Genomic DNA, 18,663 nt, shown 5'->3' with positions numbered 1-18,663 from the left:
AATAATGGCGCCGTTGCTGGGACCGCGCGCGAAGACCGAGAGCGAGGCCCCGGTGCAACCCGCTCCGGCCCCGGTCTACAGTTCTGATGCTGCGCGGCTGGCGGCGGAGATCGAGAGCCTTGCGCCGGACAAGGCTGTTCAGCTTCTTACGCTCTTGAAGCGTGGGCTGGAGTTTCAATCCTCCGAATTCGAACGCTATCTTTCGGCGGAGGCGCTGACGACAGCCATCTATCCGAAGTTCAAATTCTCCGAATTTGCTCGGATATTCCTCGAGGATGAAGCATTCCTTGCCTACTACATGAGGTTCATGGATGTAGGGAACTGGCATTCGCTTGATCGCAAATATGCGATGAACGAGTTGCTGAAGCTCGTGCTTCATCTCGAAGGCGATGCCGCCGAATGCGGCGCGTACAGGGGCGCTACGGCCTACTTGCTGTGCCAGGCCTTCAGGAAGATACCGATGTCGATTCATCTCTTCGACAGTTTCGAGGGGTTGTCCGAGCCGGCTTCCGTCGATGGCACGTACTGGCGAAAGGGCTCGCTGACCGCGGCCGAAGATGAGTTGACGCAGAGCTTGCGAGAGTTCGACAACTATCGGATTTATAAGGGCTGGATTCCCACGCGATTTGCCGAAGCGGCCGACTGCAGGTTTCGCTTTGTGCACGTCGATGTCGATCTCTACCAGCCCACGCTCGACTCGCTTCAGTTCTTCTATCCTCGCATGGTTGCGGGTGGCATTATCCTGCTTGATGACCACGGGTTCAAATCATGCCCAGGTGCGAAACAAGCAGCTGACGAATTCTTCGAATCGAAGGCCGAGAATCTCGCGCTTTTGCCAACGGGGCAGGCCTTCACGATCAAGCAGTAGGATGGGGCTTAGCTGCTTCGTACAATGGTGAGAAAGCTCTGACATGGCTGCGGAACGCTTGAAGTGGACCCCCGAACTGGTCAACCGGTTCTGGGACAATGTGGGGCAAACCCGGCTGACCGAACTCAGTTTCGCGAAGCTTGGCGGCCGTAGTGTCATTACGGCTATCGATCACATACTTCCGAAGCACGGACGCATTCTCGATTTCGGTGCCGGCGATGGCCACCTTCTTCGCTTCATGGCCCAGCGGGGCCTGACCGTGGCGGGATACGAGCCGTCGAAAGGACGCGCGGCAAATCTGCAGCGTGCGCTGGAGAATTTCGATGGATTCCTGGGCGTCGTGGGCGACGACTCGACGGAGACCTTTGATGTCGTAATCATGTCCGAGGTCATCGAGCATGTTCTGGACGAGGTCATGGACGTCACGCTCGATCGTCTGGCGCGCTTTGTGCGGCCCGGGGGCGTGTTGGTCATCACGACGCCCAACAACGAAGACCTCGATTTGGACATGGCGTACTGCCCGGTCAGCAATTTGCTGTTCCATCGCTGGCAGCACGTTCGCTCACTCGATCAATCGTCACTGAAAGCGCTTCTCTCCCGGTTCGGCTTCGATGAGGTGGTGACGCATCAGGTGGGGTTCGACGACAACATCTTTGTCCCGAACGATGCCTTCTGGAGCGGAAAGCCGCTCGTTGATCCTCTGCCGGATTGGCTTGAGAACATGCGCCAGAACAAGCCAACTCAGGCTGGGGCGGGGAATCGACTTCTGTACATTGGGCAGAAGGGGCGAGCGACCGACTATCAGGAGCAATTAACGGCCTTTCAGGCCCTTGCTGCGCAGGCGATGTCGAGCGCGTCAGCAAAGGCGTCGCCGCATCGCAGTGGAATCCTGATGATCATTGGTTCGTTGGGCCCGGGTGGCGCCGAACGGCAAATGGTCGCCTTGGTCGAACAGATCGTATCGAGAGGGATTGATTCAGTTACTGTGGCGCTCGTCCATCCGCCGGCGACGGAACGGGAGAATTTCTTCAGAGCCAGGCTGCAGAAGGCGGGCGTCAAAATCATCGACGGCTTCTCTGCCGCCAAATCTCCGACCGGATCCGGGAAGACGGCGGGTCCCGATCCATTTGAATTGTTGTCGCCGGAGCTCGCTGACGTAAGGGCCTACTACGACGTTCTCTCGGATGTAAATCCCGAGACGGTGTATCTCTGGATGGACGAAGTGTGCATCAAAGGAGGCATTGCGGCGACCGTACTGCAGATTCCCCGAACATTGCTCTGCTTTCGCAATATGCCATCGTACAATTTCCCTTACTATCACGGGTACCATCGTGATTGTTATCGGTTCTTGGCAGAGCAACCGAACCTGCAGATGCTAAATAACAGCCATGCTGGTGCGCGCGCGTATGCCGCGTGGCTGGAGCTCCCAGAGGGAGCGATCAAGGTCGTGCACAACGGAATTGACCTCGACAATGATGCTGCACCCAAGGTCCTGAGAAAACAATACCGAGCCGCGTTGGGCATCGATGAGAAGATGCTGATTGTTGGCGGTGTCTTCAGGATGATGACGGAGAAACGTCCGTTCCTCTGGCTCGATGTCGCCGCGATGATACGTGAGAAGATGCCGAATGTGCGCTTCCTGCTGGTGGGCAATGGCGCGCGGTTCGATGATGTTCGCGCTCGCGCCGAGCAGCTTGGGTTGACCGGCGCATTGATATTTGCCGATCTGGAACTGCGCCCGGCCGCGGCAATCGCAGCAATGGACCTGTTCTTTCTGGCGTCTCGTATCGAGGGTCTTCCAAACGTCATTCTCGAAGCTCAGGCCCTTGGGGTTCCCGTCGCTACGACCTCCGCTGGAGGCGCTCCCGAGGCTGTGCTGGATGGCAAGACGGGGCAGATATTCAAGCCCGATGCGACAGCGCGGGTTATGGCTGATACTATCGTTGACTTGCTAGGCAACTTGCGCTGGAGAGAAAAAGCTGCGCAACTGGCCCCGCGACAGGTCAAGACTTCTTTTAATATAGAGCTCATGGCCGACGGGATGCTGGCCGCCCGCGATGAAATTGCGGTCGGTTCGGCAGTTGATAGCGAGGTTGTTGAGGCGGGTCCGTCGGCTGATCCTGTTGTGGAGAAGGCAGATCGACCGCAACGACCTTGGGCGCTGCGGTGGTTTGCAGCCAAGCTCCCGTCCTGGATCTATCGATCGTGAGCGGGCGACCGGGCCGAAGGTAGTGCCGAACCCATCGTGCGTATTAAGCAGGATCGAGCAAACCCATGACCGCAAGATTTGAACGGGGGCCGGCCAGGCCATTTGTCTAGGGGGCGAAGAACGTGGGCAAGGAGGAACAAGCGACATCGAAGGGCAATGCTGCATGGCGGCCGCCGGCGCGGACCGTTTCTTCCATGTTTGCAATAGGTCCAAAATTCGTGGCGAGGGCATTCGCCGTGGCGGTCCGTCGCAATCTGCCGCACCGCACGATTGCATTTATTCGGCAGTACCGGCCGCGTCGACCTCCAACCGTCACGTTCAAAGATGCGTATTTGTTCGCCTGGTCGAAGATGGCTCGTATTCGGCAGTACCGGCCGCGTCGATCTCCAACCGTCACGTTCAAAGATGCGTATTTGTTAGCCTGGTCGAAGATGGCTCGCTGTCGTCCCTTGTTGGCGCGCGATCCGGCAGAACTCAGCATGGTGGAGCGGGTCGAGCGTGGAATTCTCAAGCTCGTCCTGGCGATGCCTGATCGACGACATCGTCGCGCGCTCAGGCAGTTCGGTATCCAGCTGGAGAGGCAAGGTGTCTCGGCCGCGAGGAGATCGATTGCGCAGCAGCACGGTGTGACGATGATGATCGGCACGCTTGGCCCAGGCGGTGCAGAGCGCCAATTGGTGGTCACGGCGCGGGGGCTTCGCGAAGGCCGGAAGCCAAGCATCCGCGTGGCATGCGTCAATCTATCCTCCCCAGTCAGCAGGTTTTTTCTGCCGGAGCTTGAGTCCAGGGATATTGCAGCCAGCGTCATCGGCACTGAGGTGGACAGTAACCTCGAACCGGCGCGGCGGGCCGTCGTCGATGCCTTGCCGCCGGAACTGCGGGACGACGTGGCCCTCTATGCCAAGACATTGGCGGCGCAGAACCCCGAGATTGCCCATCTGTGGCTCGACGAAGTCAACATCAAAGGGGGTATCGCGGCGGTGCTGACCGGCGTGCCAAAGATCATCATCTCGCAACGTAGTTTGCCGCCGATCAATTTCGTTTTTCATCAGCCATACATGCGTGAAAGCTACCGCTGGCTCGCGCGTCAGCCGGGTGTCAAGATGATCAACAACAGTGCGGCTGGCGCGAGGGCTTACGAGGCGTGGCTTGGATTGGCCAAGGACTCGATTGGCGTTGTCCGCAATGGTTATGCCTTTGATGAGTCCGAGCTGGCGGGGTACAAGGCGGATTGCGCCAAGCTCCGACAGCGCGTCGGAATTGAACCCGGCGCGCAGGTTGTGGGGACCGTGATGCGCTTCACCGAGGAAAAGTGCCCCATGCTGTGGCTGGAGATCGCAGCGCTCATCCGCCGGGAACTGCCTGATGTGCGTTTTCTGATCGTTGGAGATGGACCTTTGCGCGCGGTCATGGAGGCTCGCGCGGCTGCTGACGATTTGGCAGGAGCCGTGTTTTTCGCGGGCCATCTGAAGGAGTCGATGGCCGCTATTGCCAGCATGGACCTGATGCTTCTGACCTCCCGTGCGGAGGGGCTTCCGAACGTTTTGGTCGAAGCGCAGTTCCTGGGGGTGCCCGCCGTGACGACGCCCGCCGGCGGCGCGCCAGAGGCTGTCAATCACGGCAAGTCAGGGTGGGTTCTCCAAGGCTGGGACGCGGCATCGAGTGCTTGCCAAATCGTGCGCCTTTTGCGAGACGGCCACTGGCGAGAAGCCGCGGCGAAAGATGGTCCTGAGTTCGCGTTCAAGCGCTTCGGGGTTCAGCGTGCGATCGATGAAACGCTCGCGGTGTATGGTTAAACGGATTCCAGAGGACAATTTGATGGACCAGGTAGAAGAGAAGCGCTTCGAGTTCGGAAAGAATTGGCATGACTTCATTCAGAAGAATTTCGACGCGGAGAAGGTTCAGACTTCGAAGCGTCATATCCTTCAGTTCATGGGGCGTTCCGATCTCAATGGCCTGACGGTTATCGATATTGGCTGTGGCAGCGGGCTGCATTCGATTGCCATGCTCGATGCAGGCGCCGCCCGGGTGGACGGCTTCGACTATGATCCGGATTCGGTCCGGGCCAGCAAATTTGTCCAGTCGCAAGCGGGCAACCCTGCCAATTGGACCGCGGAGCAGGGGTCGGTTCTCGACGATGCCTACGTCGCCAAATTGCCGCTCTACGATCTGGTCTATTCGTGGGGTGTGCTGCATCACACGGGCGAGGTCTGGCATGCGATTCAAAATGCAGCCAGCCGAGTGAAGCCGGGAGGACTGTTCTACATCGCACTCTACTCGGCCGACGTACAGAAAGACCCGACTCCGGAGTTCTGGCTTGATGTGAAGCGCCGATACGTTGCTTCCGGTTGGCTGCGGCGCAGGCTCATGGACGGTTGGTACGTCTGGCGTTTCGAGATGTACCGAGATCCGCGCAATTTGCCCGCGTTCCTGCGGCGGGTGCGGGAATACAAGAAAATGCGCGGCATGAACAAGTTTACCGACATCCGCGATTGGCTCGGCGGCTGGCCCATGGAGTTCGTCTACGACAAGGACGCCATCGATTTTGTCGAGAAGATGGGCTTCAAGCTCGAGAAGATCGCAACCGGCGAAGCAAATTCCGAATTCCTGTTTGTTCGGAATGCGTAGAGGAACGATGCTATGTGCTCTGCCGCATGGAATCGCGACAAGGCGTTCGCGGTCGCGGCGAGGATGTCATTGATTTTCAGACAATGAGCCCACTCCCGATCATATACGTGATCGGCTCCCTCGATGTCGGGGGAGCCGAGCGGCATCTGGCACAGATCATCCCGAGACTTGATCGCGGCCGATGGAAGCCGGTCGTTTGTTGCATGACCGAAAGAGGCAAGCTCGCAGATGGTCTGGAGGCGGCCGGCTTCGAGGTGATAGCCCGTCCGGTCGCGCGGCGTTCCGGCGGCGCGTCTCGGATACGAAGCTTCGTGCGTCTCGCTGAGACGGTACTCTGGCTTTGCCGGGTCATGCGCCGATTTCGTCCGGCAATCGCTCATTTCTTTTTGCCTGGGGCATACATCCTGGGGGCTCCGGCGTCGATTCTGGCTCGCGTTCCTGTTCGGATCATGAGCCGACGAAGCCTCAATTACTATCAGCGCAACATTCGCTTTAGTCCTGCGATCGAAGGCTGGCTGCATCCCCATATGACGGCCATTCTCGGCAATTCAAACAGCGTGGTGCGCCAACTGCATGATGACGAAAACGTCCAGGCAGATCGGCTCGGCCTGATCTACAACGGCATCGATTTCGCAAAGTATCAAAAGTCTTCGATGGTGCGGCAGGGCGTGCGTGCCTCCCTAGAAATCGATCAAGACGCGCTTGTTTTCATTATGGTGGCAAACCTCATCCCTTACAAAGGACATCAGGATTTGCTCGTGGCCTTTTCGATGGCTTGCCCTCATTTGCCCGCCGGCTGGAGGCTCTTAGTGGTGGGGCGCGACGACGGAATCGGCGGGGCGCTGCGTGAGCAAGCGACGAATCTCAAAATAGCCGACAACGTGCTCTTTCTCGATTCAAGAAGCGACGTGCCTGATCTCCTGTGTGGCGCGGACATCGGTGTTCTGTCCTCGCACGAGGAGGGGTTCTCGAACGCGGTGCTCGAGAGCATGGCGGCCGGACTTCCGGTGATCGCAACCGACGTGGGAGGAAATCCCGAGGCGAATATCAACGGAGAAACCGGGTTCATCGTGCCGCCGCGTGATCCCAAAGCGATGAGCAAGGCAATACTTCTTCTCTCCGCGGACGGGGCATTGCGCGCCAGAATGGGCATGAAGGCGGCAGACCGGGCTGAAAAGACCTTCAGTCTGGATGCTTGTGTGTCGCGCTATGAGGATCTTTATCGCGGCTTGCTGGAGGGCAAGATTCCGAATGATATCCCGAGCATCCGGCTTTCGAAGTAATCTATCCCCACCGTTCACGCCAGGCTTCGAACATCAAGACGTCCCAGAGCGCGTATTGCCAGTTGCGCTTGCGCGACAGATGCTCGGTCCAGTGCCGGCGAATGAGCGCGACGTCGAAGAAATCCGTCTCCCGCAACCGCTTCTCGGAAAGCAGATTTTCCGCCCACTGCCGCAACGGCCCGCGCAGCCATTCGTCGAGTGGAACAGAAAAGCCCATCTTTGGACGCTCGACGAGATTTCTCGGGACGTGACGGTACAGAACCTGACGTAACAGCCATTTGCTGACGCCGCGCCGGATCTTGACGGAGTGCGGGAGCCGCCAGGCCATTTCGACAACGCGGTGATCGAGCAGCGGCACTCTCGCTTCAAGAGCGACCGCCATGCTCGCACGATCGACCTTCGTCAGGATATCGTCGGGAAGATAGGTCACCGAGTCGAGGAATTGCATTCGATCGAGCAAGTTCGGAAAGTCGGTCCGTACGGAATTGTCCCACAAGACCCCACGGGCTTCCGCCACGCCGGGCGCAATGCTATCCGGGTCCCAATGGCTGATCAGCTTTCTGTACAGCTCATCGGCATCGTTCAACCCGAGCACGTTCGCGAATTTATGAATCTTGTCGCCCGGCAGTCGTGGATAGCTGTGCTCCGGAAGGTAGTCGAAAATCGCGTTCCATCGCTCCGAGCTTACCGAAGTCAGGCCCGCTGCGAGTGCCTTTCGCGCGGGGGTCGGCACCAGCGAAAGCATCCTCCAGGAACGCCGGGTCAGCTGATATCGATTGTAGCCCGAGAAGAGTTCGTCGCCGCCATCGCCCGAAAGTGCGACGGTGACGTGCTTGCGTGTCATCGCCGAAACCAGGTAGGTCGGAATCTGTGACGAGTCAGCGAACGGCTCGTCGAAGATTTCGGAAAGCTTCGGTACGACCTCGAGCGCTTGCTGCGAGGTTGCGATGAGTTCGGTGTGCTCGGTTCCGAGATGCTTGGCGATCGCAGCGGCGTGAGGTGCCTCGTTAAAGGCCTTTTGCTCAAAGCCGATCGAGAACGTCTTTACCGGTCCGACGTTTGCGGCCTTCATCAACGCGACGACGGTCGATGAATCGATTCCGCCGGAAAGGAATGCGCCGAGCGGCACGTCCGCCATCGTTCGCTTGCGGATGGCATCGACAAGAAGCGTCTCGAGTTGTTCGACCAGCGACGCCTCGTCTCCGGAGAGCGGGTTGCTCAGGCCGTCGAGAGCCACCTGCCGGGCATCCCAGAACTTATCAATTTGTTGTTCGCGGCCGAATTCCAGGGTCAGAATAGTCCCCGGCTCGAGTTTGTAGACATCCCGATAGATGGTGTGCGGAGCCGGAATATAGTTGTGTCGCATGAACGAGGCGACCGCCGCCGGTTCGATCCGCGGCGTCCATCCCGGATGCCGGCGCAGCGCCTTGAGCTCCGAGCCGAACATGAACAGCCCGCCGACCTTGGCCCAATAGATCGGTTTGATGCCGAGTCGATCGCGAATGAGCTTCAGGGTTCGCTCTTGCCTGTCCCAGATCGCGATCGCAAACATGCCGATCAGTCGGTCAGCCGTGGCGCGGATTCCGTATCGCGCGAACGATTCGAGCAGGACCTCGGTGTCCGAGTGTCCGCGAAAACGGTGGCCGGTCGCTTCGATCTCGGCTCGGATTGGAAGGTGGCTGTAGACCTCGCCATTGTAGACCATCACGAAGCGGCCATCGGCCGAGTGCATGGGCTGGTGTCCGGCGGGCGAAAGATCCACGATCGACAGGCGGCGGTGAACGAGGGCAACACCAGCTTCGGCATCGACCCATATGCCGTGGTCGTCGGGACCGCGATGTTCCAGGCTGACGTCCATGGCGTCGGCGATGGATTTAAGCTGTTCGACCGATGTCCGACTGCTAGGGTCCGCGAGAAATCCGGCGATTCCGCACATCGTGCCCTACTGGAAGGCTTGCAAATCGGTCAGCGGGCAGGGGCCGAGCCAGGGAGATTGCCCGTCCAGCAGAATTAGCTCATATCGCATCTAAACCACGACAATAAGACGGCATCCACGGTTGATGACCTGGCTCAGGCGCGAACCAATAGGCGCGAAGGTTATCCCGAGGGAACCGGATAAGGCAAAGTTGGCGACGCCGGTATTGGGTCGACGAAGCTCAGAGCCGACGCATTTTGGCCGTGTCGCAGGTGTCTCAAAGGATGCAAGAGGGGCCGAAGAGGTTAATACGCCTTCGTATTCTCTTTAGGTCGCCCTGGCAATAGCGCTCATTTTTTGCGGCAGAATCCTTGGTATCTTAAGGACTTTCGCTCTTGCGACGTCGGCTGTATGGCGGCTAAACAACCGGCCTCGATGGTACGCCTGAGCCGGAACTTCCTTTATGTCACATTTCCGAAAGATTGCAGTTATTGGGTTGGGCTATGTCGGCCTTCCCGTTGCGGTTGCCTTCGCCCGCAAAAGAATACCCGTCGTTGGTTTTGACGTGGACCGCAGCCGTGTTGCCGAGCTCAGCAAGGGATATGACCGTACGCGTGAAGTCGACGCCGAAGATCTTCGCCATCCGTCGCTGACGTTCTCCGTGGATTCGGTGGCGATCCGGGACTCGGATTTCTTCATCGTCACTGTGCCGACGCCAATCGACGATGCGCACCGGCCGGATTTGGGGGCAATGATTGCCGCATCGCGCACGGTCGGCGGTGCGCTCAAGAAGGGTGACATCGTCGTCTACGAATCGACGGTTTATCCGGGCGCGATCGAGGAGGAATGTATCCCCATCCTGGCCGAGGTCTCCCATTTGAAGCCGGGCGTGGACTTCACGGTCGGGTACTCTCCCGAGCGGATCAATCCCGGTGACAAACTGCACCGTTTCGAGACCATCATGAAGGTCGTCTCTGCTCAGGATCCGAAAACGCTCGACATCGTTGCTAATGTCTATGGGTCCGTCGTAACGGCCGGCATCCATCGCGCACCTTCCATCAAGGTGGCCGAGGCTGCCAAGGTCATCGAGAACACGCAGCGCGATCTGAACATCGCGTTTATGAACGAGCTATCGCTGATCTTTCAGGTGCTGAATATCGACACTGGCGACGTTTTGGCGGCCGCGGGCACAAAATGGAATTTTCTGCCGTTTCAGCCCGGCCTCGTTGGCGGCCACTGCATCGGCGTCGACCCCTACTATCTGACTTTTCGTGCCGAGCGAGCGGGCTACCATCCGGAGGTGATTCTGGCCGGTCGCCGGATCAATGACGGCATGGGTCAGCGCATTGCGCGTGAATGTGTTCGAATGCTGCTTCGCGGGAAGGGCAAGGGGGGCAAAAGCACCGTCACGGTACTTGGCCTGACCTTCAAGGAAAATGTCCCGGATACGCGCAACTCCCGTGTGGTCGACATCATTCGTGAGCTTGAGACATTTGGTATTCACGTTCAGGTGCACGATCCTCTCGCGAATGCGGAGGATGCAAGCCATGAATATGGGCTGACGCTGACTGATCTCGATGACCTGCGCCCGGCGGATGCGGTTATCCTGGCCGTCGCGCATGATAGCTATCTCGCCGGTGGCTGGCCGCTCTTTCAGCGCCTATTGGATGGCGGCACGGGCCTCATTCTGGATGTCAAAGCGAAGCTCGACCGTAGCGTAGCTCCCGCCGGCATCGAGCTCTGGCGGCTATAGAACAATGGCTGAGAAAGCGATGTCGCACGATACACCACTGGTCACTGGAGCTGCCGGGTTCATTGGCTTTCATGTTGCCCAGCGCCTCTTGGCGGCGGGCCGCAAGGTCGTCGGCCTGGACATCGTCAACGACTATTACGATCCTCAACTGAAGGAAGCACGTCTCGAGATCCTGAAGCGCGACCCGAACTTCACTTTTGTGAAGCTCGATTTGACTGATCGCGCGGGTATCAAGTCGCTCTTTGCCGCGTATCGTTTTCCTGTCGTTGTCCATCTCGCCGCCCAAGCCGGCGTGCGCTACTCGCTGGAGCATCCACATGCCTATGTGGATGCAAACCTGGAAGGCTTCATCAATATTCTTGAAGGATGTCGCCACAACGGGTGCGGACACTTGCTGTTTGCATCATCGTCATCGGTCTACGGCAGCAATACAAAACTGCCCTTCTCGGTGCATGACAATGTCGACCATCCGATCAGCCTGTACGCCGCGTCAAAGAAGGCCAATGAGTTGATGGCGCACTCGTACAGCCATCTGTACGGCATCCCTGCTACCGGCCTGCGGTTCTTCACGGTCTATGGTCCGTGGGGCCGCCCGGACATGGCCATGTTCATTTTCGCGAAAGCGATTTTGAGTGAAACGCCGATCAAATTGTTCAACAACGGTGATATGCGCCGTGACTTCACTTTTGTTGACGATATCGCCGAAGCGATCATCCGCCTCATGGCGCGGCCACCTCAGGGGCAATCAATCCCCCCCACAGCCGCGCCCGATCCTTCGAGCAGCAGGGCGCCCTGGAAGATCTACAATATCGGCAACAATAACCCCGAGGAGCTCTTGCACGTCGTCTCTCTGCTGGAGAAGGAGCTCGGCCGGAAAGCAATCAGGGAACTGCTTCCGATGCAGCCCGGCGATGTGCCGGCGACCTATGCAGACATTGAAGATCTGGCGCGGGACATCGGATTTCGGCCTGCGACCAGCATCGAGGATGGGATCGCGCGATTTATCAAGTGGTACCGCGAGTACCACAAGGTTTGACAGGGAGCCGACATTCGGGCGTCGGCGCGGATCGGGCTTGCTCCCCACTGCCCGGCGACGAACATGGCGGAATCGGCGTGCCGTCCGCCACCTGATCGGCGCATGGCCTTGCTTTATCCCGGGTTTTCTGGGTAATGGAACGCTACCGTGCGGCTCGCAAGGCCGCTTGTTCCCTCGGCTCTTCGGCTGGTTGCACTGGCCAGCCACGAGACAAGACAGGGCCTGTTGCATGATCAGATTTGGCCTGCTCGGGTGCGGGCGTATCGCCAAGCGTCACTCGGATCTTCTGGGTGGCAATCACATCGAAGGAGCGAGCCTGGTCGCGGTCTGCGATCCGATCCGCGCGCGCGCCCGATGCGGTTGCCGGGAAGTTCGGCGTTGCGGCCCATTACGACATGGACGAATTCCTGGCGCGGAAGGACATCGATGCCATCGCCGTGCTGACGCCGAGCGGTCAGCACCCCGCGCATGTGATCGCCTGCGCGAGGGCCGGCAAGCACGTCGTGGTCGAGAAGCCGATGGCGCTGCGTCTGCAGGACGCCGACGACATGATCCGGGCCTGCGACCAGGCCGGCGTCAAGATGTTCATCGTCAAGCAGAACCGCTTCAACGTGCCGGTAGTCAAGGCGCGCGAGGCGCTCGACGCCGGCCGCTTCGGCAAGCTCATCCTGGGGACGGTCAGGGTGCGCTGGTGCCGCGACCAGGCCTATTACGACCAGGACGATTGGCGCGGCACCTGGGCCTATGACGGCGGCGTGCTGACCAATCAGGCGAGCCACCATGTCGACATGCTAGAGTGGTTCTTCGGCGACGTCGTGAGCGTGCATGCGCGCGCGGCAACGGCGCTGGCCAACATCGAAACCGAAGATACGGCGGTTGCAACGCTGAAGTTCCGCAATGGCGCGCTCGGGATCATCGAGGCGACCACCGCGGCGCGCCCGACCGATCTCGAGGGCTCGCTCTCGATCCTGGGCGAAAAGGGCACGGTCGAGATTTCGGGCTTTGCGGTCAACCAGATCCGGCACTGGCGCTTTGTCGACGAGCTGCCGTCCGACAAGGACGTCGTGGAGAAGTTCTCGGTCAACCCGCCCAACGTCTACGGCTTCGGCCATCAGGCCTATTATCACCATGTGGTCGATTGCCTCGAGAACCAGCGCGCCGCGCTGGTCGACGGGCTCGAGGGCCGCAAGAGCCTGGAGCTGATCTCGGCCCTCTACGAGTCGATCGAGACCGGCGAGGAAGTCGCGCTGCGCTTCACGCCACGGCTAAGCCGGCTGGGCGTCGCTTCGTGAACCGGCCGGACGTGCATCAGGCCAGCGTGCGCGATGTCGCGTTCGGCGAACGCGTCAAGATCGTCGAGCCCTGCAACCTCTATGGCTGCAAGCTCGGCGACGACTGCTTCGTTGGCCCCTTCACCGAAATCCAGAAGGGCGTGATCGTCGGGGCGCGCACCCGCGTGCAGTCGCATGCCTTCGTCTGCGAGCTCGTCACCATCGGCGAGGATTGTTTCATCGGGCACGGTGTGATGTTCGTCAACGACACGTTCTCCACCGGCGGCCCGGCGCGTGGACGCAAGGAGCTGTGGCGCGAGACGGTGATCGGCAACCGGGTGTCGATCGGCTCCAATGCGACGATCATGCCGGTCAGGATCGTCGACGACGTCGTCATCGGCGCCGGATCGGTGGTGACCAAGCACATCACGACGCCTGGCACCTATGCCGGCAATCCGGCGCGCCGGCTGCTGACAAGCCAATAGGGCAATAGGGGAATATCGATGGCGGTGCCGTATGCCGACCTGCAACTGCAATACCAGTCCATCAAGGGCGAGATCGACGCTGCGATCGCCGGCGTGATCCGTGACAACGCCTTCATTCGCGGCAGCTATGTCGACGCCTTCGAGCGCGAATTTGCGGCGGCGGCCGAGGTCGCTCATTGCGTGTCCTGCGCCAACGGCACCGACGCGCTTTACCTCGCCATGCGCGCGCTGAAGGTGAAGCCGGGCGACGAGGTGATCACGACGGCGCATTCCTGGATCTCGACCGCTGCGATGATCACCCACTCCGGTGCCACCGTCGTGTTCTGCGACACCGACGAGGCGACGTTCACGATCGATCCGGCGGCCATCGAGGCCGCGATCACGCCGCGCACGGTCGGCATCATCCCGGTGCATCTCTATGGCCAGCCCGCGGATATGGACGCGATCATGGCGATCGCGCAGAAGCACAAGCTGTGGGTGATCGAGGATTGCGCCCAGGCCCATCTCGCGCGCTACAAGGGCCGCATGGTCGGCACCTTCGGCGAGGCCGCGACCTATTCCTTCTATCCCGGCAAGAATCTCGGCGCGATGGGCGATGCCGGCGCGGTCGTCACCAACGACGCGGCGCTCGCCGAGCAGATGGCCATGCTGGCGCGCCATGGTGGACTGGTGAAGCACCAGCACCACATCGAAGGCATCAACAGCCGGCTCGACGGCATGCAGGCCGCGATCCTCTCGGCCAAGCTGCCGCATCTTGCCGCCTGGACCGAGGCCCGGCAGGCCGCCGCCGAGATCTATGATGCCGGCCTCAATCAGATCGAGGATGTCGTGGTGCCCGAAGTCGCGCCGGCGCGCAGCCACGTCTATCACCTCTACACGATCAGGCATCCGCGCCGCGACGCGCTCGCCGCTCATCTCAACGCCAATGGCGTGCAGACCGCCATCAACTATCCCACTGCGCTGCCGTTCCTGCCGGCCTATGCGCGGTTCGATCATCGGCCGGAGCAGTTCCCTAACGCGCATCGCGATCAGGGCCGGATTCTCTCGCTGCCGATGTTCGCCGAGATCACGCGCCGGCAGCAGGACGAGGTGATTGAGCTGATCCGGAAGTTCTGACCGCGATCGCGCGGCCTCGCGCTTGACGCTGTGGTCTTCAGCTCCCGAGCAGCAGAGGCCTCAGGAACTTTTCCAGATTGGAGCCTGAGAACAGGTAGCTCTTCAGCCCGGCCGCTCGTGCCGCCTCGAGATCCGTCGGCTGATCGCCGACCAGGAAGCTGCGTTCGACGTCGACCGGAAAGCGTTCCAGCAGATCATTGATCATGCCCGGCGACGGTTTGCGCCGGTGGCTGACCTGCCGATATCGTTCAACCGTCCCTTCAGGATGGAACGGGCAGTATTCAAAGGCGTCGATATGCGCGCCGATCCTGCGAAGCTCATCGGCCATCCAGTCGTGAAGCTCCTGGACATGCGTCTCCTCGTAGAGACCCCTTGCGACGCCTGACTGGTTGGTTACGACGAACGCAAAATACCCCATGTCGTTGACGGCCTTGACCGCCTCGCGCGCGCCGTCGATCCAGACCAGCCTGTGGCTTTCAAACAGGTAACCGATGTCCTGGTTCAGGACGCCGTCCCGATCGAAGAAGACGGCCGGCTTTCGCGGCTGATCTCCGGAAGCGCTGCTCATGAGGTGATGATCCGTCCATCTCCACGGGGCACGAGCTAGCTCAATAGTTCACAACGCCGCGCGCGACAAATGCGGACTGATCAAACGCCGGGTGATCTCAAGGCCTAGCGCTCGTCTGCAATCACCTTGCCGTCGTTTGGCAGCGAGCCGGTGCCGACCAGCTCGACGGTGCCGCCGAGCTTTGTCACGGCACGCAGCGTTGCCGCGACGTCGCTCTGCAGGGCATCCGCCGCCGAGGCGCATTCGGCCCTCAGCGTCATGGCGTCGGCCTCGCCGGCGCGCGTGACGACAAGGCGCAGCCGTCCGAGCTCGGGATGGCGCTTGCCGATCTCCGCGATCTGGTCGGGTCGCACGAACATCCCCTTCACCTTGGTGGTCTGGTCGGCGCGGCCCATCCAGCCCTTGATTCGCATGTTGGTGCGTCCGCAGCGGCTTGGGCCGGTCAGGGCGGCGGTCAGATCGCCGAGCGCGAGGCGAATCCAGGGATGGTGCGGATCGAGCGAGGTCACCACGATCTCGCCGACGTCCCCCGGCGCAACCGGATCGCCGGTGCCGGGCTTGACGATCTCCAGGATCAGGTCCTCGTTGACCGTCATTCCCTCGCGCGCCGCCGTCTCGAACGCGATCAAGCCGAGATCGGCAGTACCGAAGGCCTGGTAAGCCTCGACGCCGCGCGACTTCATCTCCTCCTGCAATGATTTCGGAAATGCCGCGCCTGAGACCAGCGCGCGCTTGATCGAGGACACATCGCGGCCGGCGGTAGCGGCGGCGTCGAGCAGGATCTTCAGGAAGTCCGGGGTGCCGCTATAGCCGATCGGGCGATAGGCCTCGATCAGCTCGAATTGCTGCTCGGTATTGCCGGGGCCTGCCGGGATCACCGCGCAGCCGAGCGCCCGCGCCGCGGCGTCGAAGATGAAGCCGCCGGGGGTGAGGTGATAGCTGAAGGTGTTCAGCACCACATCCCCCTCGCGAAAGCCCGCCGCAAAGAGCGCCCGGGCGCCGCGCCAGGGGTCCGCCTGACGGCCCTCGGGCTCGAAGATCGGTCCGGGCGAGGTGAACAGCCGAGCGAACGAGCCAGGCGTGTCGGCCACGAAGCCGCCGAACGGCGGGGCGGCCTTGTGCAGGGCCGGCAGTTCCGACTTGCGCAGCACCGGCAGCCCGGCCAGCGCCTCCCGGCTGGTGATGGAGGCGGGGTCGGTGCCCCTCAACAGGTTGGCATAGGCCGGCGCCGCCATCGCCTTGCGCAGCACCTCGGGCAGCCGGGCGAACAACGCGGCCTCGCGCTCGGCCGGATCGCGCGTTTCAAGGGCGTCGTAATGGTCGGTCATGGCAGGTCCTTGAGAGGATGTGCGCGGGTTGCGTGCCGGTCCGCCCGTGCTATCAGACGGTGACCGCTGACATTGGGACGGTTCCAGGGAGCACAATGGCTGAGGCAGAGAGCGTTGCGGCGGACGGGGCCGCCGACGTCGTCGCGAGGCTGAAGCGCCGCATCGTCGACCAGGCCCTGCCGCTGTGGTCGACCGCAGGCTGGGACAGCAGCGCCGGCGGCTTTGTCGACCGGCTGCACCAGGACGGGACAGCGGACCGCGCCGCCCCGCGCCGGATCATGGTGCAGGCCCGCCAGATCTATTGCTACGCCAAGGCGGCCCAGCTCGGCTGGTATCCGGAAGGACGCGCGATCGCGCTGAAGGGGCTGGACTACCTGCTGGCCAAGGCCAAGGCGCCGGACGGCCGGCCCGGCTTCGTCTACAGCCTGACCGCGGAGGGCGGCGTGCACGATCCGCTGCGCGACACCTACGGCCACGCCTTCGTGCTGCTCGCGCTCGCGACCGTCTACGGCCTCGACCAGGACGCCCAGATCCGCGCCGAGATCGACGCGCTGCTGTCGTTCCTCGATACCCAGCTGCGCTCGCCCGATGGCGGCTTCCACGAGGGCCTGCCGCCCTCGATGCCGCGCCGGCAGAACCCGCAGATGCATCTGTTCGAGGCGATGATCGCCTGCTTCGACGCGACCCACGATTTGTCGTTCCAGAACCGCGCCGGCGATTTCTTCGCGCTGTTCCTCGCCAACCTCTACGACAAGCAGACGCGCACCCTCGGCGAATATTTCGAGGAGGACTGGTCGAAGATCCCGCCGGTCAGCGTCGAGCCTGGACACCTCGCGGAATGGGTCTGGCTGCTGAAGGGATTCGAGCGCATCACCGGCTGCCCGACCGGGCGCCCGCGCGGCGAGCTGCTGGCGTCGGCGCTGCGCTATTGCGATGCGGCCACCGGCTGCCTGGTCGACGAGGGCGACGCAGAGGGCAATATCCGCCGCCACACACGGCGGCTTTGGCCGCAGAGCGAGCTGGCGAAGGCGTGGATCGCGCAAGCCGAGTCGGGCGAAGCCGGCGCGGCGGACGAGGCGCGTGGGGCGCTGGTGCTGCTCGAGCGGCACTATCTCGGCCATGCCGTGGCCGGCGGCTGGTACGATCAGTTCGACCGCGACGGCAATTCGCTGGTCGCCACGATCCCGGCGTCGTCGTTCTATCATGTGCTTTGCGCGGTCACTGAAGCCGAGCAGGTGCTCGGATAGAACCGCCTTCCTGGTCTGACGCGTTTTCTGCACACGCAACTCCGCCCGAAAACGCTCCTCACAGCCAGCGCTTGCGCCGCTTGAAGCTCTTCAGGTTCTTGAAGCTCTTGCGCTGGTCGCCGGCGCCGCCGAGGTAGAATTCCTTGACGTCCTCATTGTCGCGCAGCTCGTCGGCGGAGCCGTCGAGCACGACCTTGCCCTGTTCCATGATGTAGCCATGGCTCGCGACCGAGAGCGCGGCGCGCGCATTCTGCTCGACCAGGAGGATCGTGACGCCGAGGTCGCGGTTGATCTCCTTGATGATCGCGAACACTTCCTTGACGAGCAGAGGCGATAGCCCCATCGACGGCTCGTCCATCAGGATCATCTTCGGGCGCGCCATCAGCGCGCGGCCGATCGCGAGCATCTGCTGCTCGCCGCCGGAGAGATAGCCGGCGAGGCCGGTGCGCTCCTTCAGGCGCGGGAAATACTTGAACACCATGTCGATGTCATCGGAGACCTCGCCGTCGCGCCGGGTGAAGGCGCCGAGCCGCAGGTTCTCCAGCGACGTCATATCGGCGACGATGCGGCGGCCTTCCATCACCTGGAAGATGCCGCGGCGGACGATCTTGTCCGGATCGATGCCGTTGATGCGCTGGCCCTCGAACAGGATCTCGCCGCGGGTGACCTCGCCGTCCTCGGTCTTGAGCAGGCCGGAGATCGCCTTCAGCGTGGTCGACTTGCCGGCGCCGTTGGCGCCGAGCAGCGCCACGATCGCGCCCTTCGGCACTTCGAGGCTGAGGCCGCGCAGCACCAGGATGACGTCGTCATAGACGACCTCGATGTTGTTGACGCTGAGCAGCGGCGGCGGCGGGACGGCCGTCGGCATCGGGCGGGTGGCTTCGAGGGTTTCGTTCATGGTCTGTGTTACCCTTCGACGTCATTGCCGGGCATAGCCGTCCGAAGGACGGCGTCGC

At 61.5% G+C, this 18,663-nt stretch carries 15 protein-coding genes; 11 read left to right on the top strand and 4 right to left on the bottom strand.

Annotation, left to right across the window (positions count from 1 at the left end; all coding sequences use genetic code 11):
* Positions 1 to 4: 4 nt before the first annotated feature.
* From ACVIHF_RS21925 to ACVIHF_RS21905, 5 genes are all read left to right on the top strand, one after another.
* Positions 5 to 868 carry a TylF/MycF/NovP-related O-methyltransferase gene (locus tag ACVIHF_RS21925; RefSeq protein WP_016847974.1) on the top strand — a complete coding sequence of 288 codons (864 nt, stop codon included), beginning with the start codon at positions 5 to 7 and terminating at the stop codon, positions 866 to 868.
* 43 nt (positions 869 to 911) lie between these two features.
* The gene (locus tag ACVIHF_RS21920; RefSeq protein ID WP_456792505.1) at positions 912 to 3,077 is read left to right on the top strand and encodes a methyltransferase domain-containing protein; all 2,166 of its coding nucleotides are present in this window, start codon (positions 912 to 914) and stop codon (positions 3,075 to 3,077) included.
* A gap of 122 nt (positions 3,078 to 3,199) precedes the next feature.
* A complete protein-coding gene (locus ACVIHF_RS21915; RefSeq protein ID WP_456792503.1) occupies positions 3,200 to 4,873 on the top strand; it encodes a glycosyltransferase in 1,674 nt (557 codons plus the stop codon).
* A 22-nt stretch (positions 4,874 to 4,895) separates the two neighbouring features.
* The gene (locus ACVIHF_RS21910; protein ID WP_016847978.1) at positions 4,896 to 5,705 is read left to right on the top strand and encodes a class I SAM-dependent methyltransferase; all 810 of its coding nucleotides are present in this window, start codon (positions 4,896 to 4,898) and stop codon (positions 5,703 to 5,705) included.
* A gap of 107 nt (positions 5,706 to 5,812) precedes the next feature.
* Entirely contained in the window at positions 5,813 to 6,988 is a 1,176-nt protein-coding gene (locus tag ACVIHF_RS21905) for a glycosyltransferase (RefSeq protein WP_253607799.1), read from the top strand.
* Position 6,989: 1 nt separating this feature from the next.
* On the opposite strand, the gene asnB is transcribed toward ACVIHF_RS21905, so the two are convergent.
* Positions 6,990 to 8,924 (bottom strand): asparagine synthase (glutamine-hydrolyzing), encoded by a 1,935-nt coding sequence (gene asnB, locus ACVIHF_RS21900; protein ID WP_253607800.1) that lies wholly within the window; start codon positions 8,922 to 8,924, stop codon positions 6,990 to 6,992.
* A 442-nt stretch (positions 8,925 to 9,366) separates the two neighbouring features.
* Here asnB and ACVIHF_RS21895 point away from each other — a divergent pair, with 442 nt between their 5' ends.
* The 5 genes from ACVIHF_RS21895 (at position 9,367) to ACVIHF_RS21875 (ending at position 14,564) form a co-directional block, all read left to right on the top strand.
* On the top strand, positions 9,367 to 10,656 hold the full coding sequence (locus tag ACVIHF_RS21895) for a nucleotide sugar dehydrogenase (RefSeq protein ID WP_028338351.1): 1,290 nt from the start codon (positions 9,367 to 9,369) through the stop codon (positions 10,654 to 10,656).
* 19 nt (positions 10,657 to 10,675) lie between these two features.
* Positions 10,676 to 11,692: an NAD-dependent epimerase gene (locus tag ACVIHF_RS21890; RefSeq protein ID WP_028338350.1), complete on the top strand. Its 1,017-nt coding sequence runs from the start codon at positions 10,676 to 10,678 to the stop codon at positions 11,690 to 11,692.
* A 290-nt stretch (positions 11,693 to 11,982) separates the two neighbouring features.
* Entirely contained in the window at positions 11,983 to 12,984 is a 1,002-nt protein-coding gene (locus ACVIHF_RS21885) for a Gfo/Idh/MocA family protein (protein ID WP_456792502.1), read from the top strand.
* Positions 12,981 to 13,448 carry an acyltransferase gene (locus tag ACVIHF_RS21880; protein WP_253589801.1) on the top strand — a complete coding sequence of 156 codons (468 nt, stop codon included), beginning with the start codon at positions 12,981 to 12,983 and terminating at the stop codon, positions 13,446 to 13,448. Before ACVIHF_RS21885 ends, ACVIHF_RS21880 begins: the two co-directional genes overlap by 4 nt.
* Before the next feature lie 18 nt (positions 13,449 to 13,466).
* Positions 13,467 to 14,564: a DegT/DnrJ/EryC1/StrS family aminotransferase gene (locus tag ACVIHF_RS21875; protein ID WP_253607802.1), complete on the top strand. Its 1,098-nt coding sequence runs from the start codon at positions 13,467 to 13,469 to the stop codon at positions 14,562 to 14,564.
* Positions 14,565 to 14,601: 37 nt separating this feature from the next.
* Here the strand turns inward: ACVIHF_RS21875 and ACVIHF_RS21870 are convergent, their stop codons facing one another.
* Both ACVIHF_RS21870 and ACVIHF_RS21865 read right to left on the bottom strand, forming a co-directional pair.
* On the bottom strand, positions 14,602 to 15,132 hold the full coding sequence (locus ACVIHF_RS21870; RefSeq protein ID WP_028338346.1) for an HAD family hydrolase: 531 nt from the start codon (positions 15,130 to 15,132) through the stop codon (positions 14,602 to 14,604).
* 104 nt (positions 15,133 to 15,236) lie between these two features.
* Entirely contained in the window at positions 15,237 to 16,460 is a 1,224-nt protein-coding gene (locus ACVIHF_RS21865; protein WP_456792501.1) for a phenylacetate--CoA ligase family protein, read from the bottom strand.
* Between the two features lie 95 nt (positions 16,461 to 16,555).
* Here ACVIHF_RS21865 and ACVIHF_RS21860 point away from each other — a divergent pair, with 95 nt between their 5' ends.
* Positions 16,556 to 17,707 carry an AGE family epimerase/isomerase gene (locus ACVIHF_RS21860; protein WP_456792500.1) on the top strand — a complete coding sequence of 384 codons (1,152 nt, stop codon included), beginning with the start codon at positions 16,556 to 16,558 and terminating at the stop codon, positions 17,705 to 17,707.
* Between the two features lie 58 nt (positions 17,708 to 17,765).
* On the opposite strand, the gene ACVIHF_RS21855 is transcribed toward ACVIHF_RS21860, so the two are convergent.
* Positions 17,766 to 18,605, bottom strand: a complete 840-nt coding sequence (locus ACVIHF_RS21855; RefSeq protein ID WP_028338343.1) for an ABC transporter ATP-binding protein — start codon at positions 18,603 to 18,605, stop codon at positions 17,766 to 17,768.
* Between the last annotated feature and the right edge of the window lie 58 nt (positions 18,606 to 18,663).

The organism is Bradyrhizobium sp. USDA 4506, assembly GCF_054058795.1.
Note: the sequence above shows the minus strand (reverse complement) of the source record. Positions and strands in the feature narration are given on the sequence as shown.